The sequence below is a fragment of the Shewanella sp. genome (assembly GCF_051658185.1).
GTDB lineage: Bacteria > Pseudomonadota > Gammaproteobacteria > Enterobacterales > Shewanellaceae > Shewanella.
In genome coordinates this window covers 1-6793 of record NZ_JBOFMC010000001.1, presented here as the reverse complement: position 1 = coordinate 6793, position 6793 = coordinate 1, and the positions used below count along the sequence as shown (strand labels likewise).

The window sequence follows — 6793 nt, the reverse complement described above, 5'->3', positions numbered from 1 at the left end:
GGAGAGGCGTTGATGGCGCCGTTACCTTGTGCTTTGTAAGCTGTTATCGGCAGGGGGACGGGGGAACTATAGCCAATATTGACATTATTCAACCACAAATGCTGCTATGAGTTGCACAGAGGATTTTAGCGGGTATCATGTCATAAATTCGTTTTAAGCTTTGGACTACTTTTTAAGCTTTTATTACTATAGGGGGGCCTAGATGGCCACAGTTGACTTAGACGCAATCCTAGATCTCAATACACTCGAGCAGTACTGCAGTGCCATTGGTGCCCAAACCTTACTCAAGAGTGTGGTGTTATTTGAGCAATTGATGCCTGAATACGTTGGGAATCTAGTAAAAGCTAATGATGCTGCTGATAAGGATACCTTGTGCGCGGAAGCCCATAAATTCAAGGGCGCTGCGGGTTCGATTGGATTAAAGCGTATTCAACAAATTGCTCAGTTGCTCCAGCATGGTGAAGATGCCCGTTGGGCGGCGGAACATGGTGCTTGGGTTGCACAAATTGTTGAATTTGCAAGTGTTGATTTACAGCAGTTAAAGTCGTTTTTGCAGTCCAAGGCGTAAATTCGCACTTGGCGTGAGTAGGGCGCGTGATGGGAGCAGCGATGTTGTTGCCCAAGCGCCCTCAATATCATCCCGTTTGACTCTTCATTTCTTCATTTCTTCATTTCTTCATTTCTTCATTTCTTCATTTCTTCATTTCTTCATTTTGATGGCGTTTTATCACTCTAAGCGAGCTATTCCTGAGTTATCTGTCGCTATCAGTTTTTTGGGGATGCGTGCTGTGCCGTCATCGGTGATAAGTGCAACATCCTCTACCATCATGTGGCATTGGTCTTATGTCATGAGTCTTTTGCCACTAACTAATGGTGCTGTGCTTGCAGCGCTTAGCGTGACGTCATTATGTAGGATATCGCCCGTTAAGTTGGCTAACGGAAAGCTGCTTATTACGAAGGTGCTATGCCTAGGGGCGAGCATTAGGTAAATGGCCATAGCAATTAGTATGTTAGTAATCAGTTAGCTAATAGGGATTTTGCTCACACTCTTGAGAACTCATGGCGAGTGCTTGTTCCTCACTTATGATAGAGTAAATTTAATTTTTTAATCCATCATCTGAGCGGCAATCGATAAAATGAAAAGCTTACCGAGTCTCAAGAATCTATTTTATTTGGTGAATCTGCACCAAGAGCAAAATTTTAATCGTGCAGCTAAGGTGTGCTTTGTCAGTCAATCTACCTTATCCAGTGGCATTCAAAACCTCGAAGAACAATTAGGGTATCAACTTATTGAGCGGGATCATAAATCGTTTATGTTCACCGCTATTGGTGAAGAAGTGGTGTTGCGGTCGCGAAAAATTTTAACTGATGTCGATGATTTAGTTGAGCTTGTTAAAAATCAAGGCGAACCGATGACTGGCGATATTCGCCTTGGCTGCATTCCGACTATCGCGCCATTTTTACTCAGCCGAGTCGTGCGCCAATGCCAAGAAACTTATCCTGCAATGAGTTTATTACTCAAGGAAGATACCACGGATAGATTATTGGATGCCCTAGGCAAAGGTGAGCTTGATTTATTGATCCTTGCCTTACCGGTTGATACCACCGGCTATCACAGCATGAAAGTGGGTATCGATCCCTTTAAGATGGTCATGCATAAGGATTTAGTCGGTGGCATTCATCAGCCTGTGGACTATCAAGCCTTACCCGATGAAAGTATCTTTTTGCTGCAAAGTGAGCATTGCATCACTGGCCATGCGATTACGGCTTGTCAGTTAACGGATAGCGCAAAGGTCAATCCATTTGCAGCAACGAGTTTGCACACCTTAGTGCAGATGGTCAATAGCAAACTGGGTACCACCTTTTTACCGCAAATGGCGATAGATGCGGGCATCCTGAATGACACGGATTTAGTGGTGATGACGCCACCGGGTGAGGCGCCCTATCGCGATATTGGCCTAGTTTGGCGACAAACGACGAGCCGCATTTTGACCTTTAGAGCATTAGGTTTATTGATCCAAGGCTTGTTAGCCAAAGAGCCAGCTTAACCTAAGCTGATGGTATGTTGAGGTTAACGCGACACGCGACTTTACAGAGGGGAAACCGCAAACACATCAATTGAGTGTTGTTTCCCTTTTAATTTGATGGGCCCAAGATTCGTTAAACGGTAGCTGCTGTCTGACGTATCTAACCGCGCAGCCAAGGTGCCCGATATCAACATGCGTTGACCTAGGGGATTACACTGATCCTGCAGCCTTGCTAAGGTGTTGAGTACATCACTAAAAAAGCTGATTTCCTGCTTTTGCACCCCGACAACCGCGGCAACGACTTGTCCACAATGGGCCGCTGCCTTGAACTTGGGCACAAAACCATAATTTTCTTCAAAATAATGGCGTTGCCAATTGAGTTGCTGGCTAAATTCATAATAAATATTCATGCAACGGTCATGCACAACGCCTTCTTCTAGCGGCCAATGGATGAGGACGGCATCTCCCATATAACGATATATTTCTGCCTCATTATTGGTCACGGTATCCGATAGCAAGCTAAAACTGTCTTGGATTAAGCGGCTAAAGCGATAATCACCCAGAGATTCTGCGTGCGTTGTTGACGCAACCATATCGAGATACAGGAATAAGCGCTGTTCATAGCGAGGTTTATGGTATTTACCTAAGCCAATGTTAAGGAGGATCCGTGGCCCAACCAGTAACGCCATTTGCTCAACAAACGCCAGGCTGACCCGCACCACCACGAGGTAGACAATCAATGCTTGGAAGGAGGGACTATACAGAATATGGGCCGTTAGCATTTGTCTTAAAGTCGACATGTGATTTTCAATGGCCCACATGTTTAAGAACTGGGTCATGTAAGCCAAGGTGGTCGCCCCAAGCATTAGGAATAACCCTTTAAAAATCACTGAGAAAATATAAGGAAGGCGATTAATCGCGCTGAAGTCGGTAATTAAGTTAGACATCCAATGCAGGCTGCCAAAGATAATACCCATATAGATTGCCAGCGTAGCCAGATCCGCCGAGCCTACCGCCCATTGAGGGAGCTCAGGTGATTGGGCATATCGAAAAAACACGAACGCGGCCATGGCAAATGCCCAAGCCAATATCGCAAAAAGCAGTTTTTTCGCTTGTCTACGTGTTCTCACAACGATTAAGTAACCTAAATATGGCCATTTTTTTAGAATGCGGTAGTTTATAGAAAAGTGGAGCGGATGTGCTACTCATATTTGTGATTTGGATCAAGGCAAATGCATATCGTGCTTAAAATTTAACAAAATGCCTTGTTTAGGATCATCGCGGTAAATGCGGTCTTTAAATAAAAGCCGCGGGGATTGATGAGCTGCAAGCTGCCATCTTCGGCAATGCTTTGGGTGAGGGCTTTACTATTGGCCGCTTTGGGGCGTAATTGCAGTACCTCACCATGGCGAGCGGTGAGTGTGGCTACCTTGCCAAGGGCGATGAGTTCCATTATTTCTTCCCAATCCTGTTGCAGCAAACGTAACTCTTCTTGATCCGGCTCCCATAAAATGGCGGTGCCTACCCGACGCTCGCCGATAGGGAGGTGCCGCTCGCCCTCGACAGGGATCCACAGGACCCGCTGTAACTTGTGGCAGACCAAACTGTCTTGCCATGTTAAGCCTTCAATATTGGTTAACGGGGCGACACACACATAGGTGGTTTCTAATGGTCGTCCTTGTGCATCGATGGGAATCGTCTTGAGTTCAACGCCAAGGTGCAAAAAATCCTGCTCGGGTTTAGAGCCTGCGATGGCGCCGAGTTCCATTTCGATTAATTGGCCAACCCAACCTTTGTCGCGTTTAAGATCCTTGGGGACAAGCATGCCACGCTGGCCTGCAATTTGCGCCAAACTAATACCTGCCAGCATATTGGCGCGCTCGAGGAGTTCGTCGAGGTGAGTTGGGGGGATAATGGGTTTCATGGCGCAATTCTACCCCAAATAGTGCCCATAGCAAGGCTGGTTAAAAAGTGAGCGCAAGTGTTGAGGAGGGAAATTGGGTAAATCAATTTGATTAAACTTATGATTTATAAGTGTAAATCTATTTTGATCTTGAATGTGGTTAACTTGTTCAAAGTTACTCTCGGTTTTCCCTTGTGTTCCTCACACAGTTATCCACAGATATTATGGATAACTCCAAAAACTGTGGGTGTTAACCGATTGAAACCGACAAGTCAACGGCAAAAATACACAGTTTTATGCCAATTTGTGGACAGCGCTAGGTATGTTCTGTGTATAAGATTGGGGTCGGTTTGCAAAGTCATCCCCATCATCTTGGTTGCTTAAAAAATAAGCTGCAGGTATTTTATTTTGAGTAAATCTTCGCGGAGTGTTTTTAACTTAATGAATAAAAACGAATATTTTTGAAACTCATCATGAGTGTTTGCGGGTGGCATTTGCTGTTTTTTGAACGATATAACAAGTTTACGGGAGTTTCAAACAGAGATATCCACAGAAAATGTGGATATCCTCGAGTTTTGAGGCTTGCTATGTTGATAAATTGGCTAATGTGATCCATTTATCCAAAGCCTGTCCAAAAATAGAGGTTTGCTGCGCGACTAGCTTTATGAAACAATCCCGTTATTAAAATTTATCCTTATATGGAGTCCATGTGATTGATAGCGACGGTTTTCGCGCAAATGTGGGCATAATAATTTGTAATAGGTATGGCCAAGTCATGTGGGCGAGACGGTTTGGTCAACACTCATGGCAATTTCCTCAAGGTGGTGTGGATGAGGGTGAGTCCGCAGAAGAGGCGATGTACCGAGAGTTGTATGAAGAGGTTGGCCTACGACCTGAACATGTGCACATTTTAACGTCGACCCGTTCTTGGTTAAGGTATCGCTTACCAAAACGGTTAGTCAGACAAGACAGTAAGCCTGTGTGTATTGGGCAGAAACAAAAATGGTTTCTATTGCAACTTAAAAGTGCTGATAGTGCGATTAATTTGAGTTCCTCGGGGCATCCCGAATTTGACGATTGGCGCTGGGTAAGTTATTGGTATCCCGTGCGGCAGGTGGTTTCTTTCAAGCGTGACGTTTATCGTAAGGTCATGAAGGAATTTGCGCTCACGGCATTGTCGTTCCAAACTCAGGAGATCCCGCGCAGGCGCGCAAGACAAAAAAACGCAGGCTGAAATCAAAGGAGGATTGGAAACAGTGTTAAATACGCTTAGGGATATCACTCAGGCCGTTGCCGCTGCCCACAGCCTTGAAACGGCACTCGAGGTGCTCGTTTCTGCCACTAAAGCGGCGATGGAAACGCAATGTTGCTCTATTTATATCTTAGAGGAGCAAGAGTTAGTGCTCTCGGCCACCGACGGGCTTGAAAAGCGTGCCGTGGGCCATGTGCGTATGCCGCTGTCCCAAGGCCTCGTAGGCTTAGCTGCTGAGCGTGAGGAAGCGGTTAATCTGGCCGATGCTCGGCTCCATCCTCGATTTAAACTGTTTCCTGAAGTGGCTGAGGAAGAATACCGCGCCTTTTTAGCCGTCCCCATCATTTACCAAAAAGCCGTTGTTGGGGTTATCGTTGTTCAGCAAGCCAGTGCCCGCCAGTTTAGCGAGGGTGAAGAGGCTTTTTTAATGACGCTCGCCGCGCAGCTGGCTATGGCGATACGGGGCTTGCGCCAAAAAGCGCAGGTAAGCGCCCATCAGCAACAAATTTTATTTCAAGGCACTCCCGCTTCTAATGGGATCGCAATTGCCCATGCTTTTGTGTTAGGCGGTGAAATCTCGTTGGAGCAAGCCGAAGTCCGTTGCCAAGATATCGCACAAGAGGCGCAGCGTTTGGTGGCGGCAATGGGGCGTTGTAAGGATGCCATTGGCGCATTATCCCAGCGGTTTGATCGTGAGCAAGACGAAGAAGTTGTTTCGATTTTTAATGCGCTGCAGCTATTGCTTGATGATGCCAGTCTTGGGGGGGAATATGCCCGCGAGGTGCAACTGGGCTGGGCTGCCGAATCGGCCGTGAGCCGTGTATCCCTTAGATATATCCAACAGTTTTTGGCAATGGAGGATCCTTATCTTAAGGAGCGGGCAAGCGATATTCGCGATCTTGGCCAAAAGGTATTAAGGCAATTAATTGAACCTGAGCGCTTAGAGCTTGAGCCAGATAAGCCTGTTATCCTCATCGCTCGCGAAGCCGATGCCACTATGCTGGCAGAATTCCCGCGGCAAAAACTGGCGGGAATTGTGACTGAATTGGGCGGTGTCAATTCCCATGGGGCAATTTTGGCAAGAGCGCTTGGGGTGCCTGCGATAACTGGGGTGGAGCAACTGCTTACCGCCGATATCGATCAAAAGTTATTGGTGGTCAATGCCAGTCGTGGACAACTCATGGTATCGCCATCGCCGGCAATCGTTAGTGAGTATCGCAGTTTAATTTCGGCGCAAAAAGCGCTGCAACGTCAATATGCCCAAGAATTGGCGTTACCCTCCGTCACCACGGATGGGCTGCGTATTGGTTTATATTTAAACGCGGGTTTATTAAGCGGCGTCGCCTCTGAAATTGCTGAAGGGGCTGATGGTATTGGCCTGTATCGCACTGAAATTCCGTTTATGTTGCAGCAACGATTCCCCAGCGAATCAGAGCAAATTCATGTTTATCAACAGGTGTTGCAGGCCGCTTCTGGGCGTCCGGTGGTGATGCGTACCTTAGATGTCGGTGGTGATAAGCCGTTACCTTATTTCCCGATTAAGGAAGACAATCCGTTTTTAGGGTGGCGCGGAATTCGCCTCTCTCTTGATCATCCTGAACTGTTCCTTGT

The 6793-nt window shown here is 46.6% G+C and carries 6 protein-coding genes; 4 read left to right on the top strand and 2 right to left on the bottom strand.

Annotation, left to right across the window (positions count from 1 at the left end; translation table 11 throughout):
• The first annotated feature begins 202 nt into the window (after positions 1–202).
• Positions 203–568, top strand: a complete 366-nt coding sequence (locus ACRCZA_RS00030; RefSeq protein ID WP_438672463.1) for an Hpt domain-containing protein — start codon at positions 203–205, stop codon at positions 566–568.
• Between the two features lie 568 nt (positions 569–1136).
• Positions 1137–2048, top strand: coding sequence for a hydrogen peroxide-inducible genes transcriptional activator OxyR (gene oxyR / locus ACRCZA_RS00025; RefSeq protein WP_438672462.1), 912 nt, complete (start codon positions 1137–1139; stop codon positions 2046–2048).
• A 41-nt stretch (positions 2049–2089) separates the two neighbouring features.
• Here the strand turns inward: oxyR and ACRCZA_RS00020 are convergent, their stop codons facing one another.
• Both ACRCZA_RS00020 and mutH read right to left on the bottom strand, forming a co-directional pair.
• Positions 2090–3157: an adenylate/guanylate cyclase domain-containing protein gene (locus ACRCZA_RS00020; RefSeq protein WP_438672461.1), complete on the bottom strand. Its 1068-nt coding sequence runs from the start codon at positions 3155–3157 to the stop codon at positions 2090–2092.
• A gap of 122 nt (positions 3158–3279) precedes the next feature.
• Positions 3280–3951 (bottom strand): DNA mismatch repair endonuclease MutH, encoded by a 672-nt coding sequence (gene mutH / locus ACRCZA_RS00015; RefSeq protein ID WP_438672460.1) that lies wholly within the window; start codon positions 3949–3951, stop codon positions 3280–3282.
• Between the two features lie 688 nt (positions 3952–4639).
• On the opposite strand from mutH, the gene rppH reads away from it, so the two are divergent.
• Entirely contained in the window at positions 4640–5164 is a 525-nt protein-coding gene (gene rppH, locus ACRCZA_RS00010) for an RNA pyrophosphohydrolase (protein ID WP_438672459.1), read from the top strand.
• Positions 5165–5186: 22 nt separating this feature from the next.
• Positions 5187–6793: putative PEP-binding protein (locus ACRCZA_RS00005; protein ID WP_438672458.1), on the top strand; the 1607-nt coding region annotated here is incomplete at its 3' end.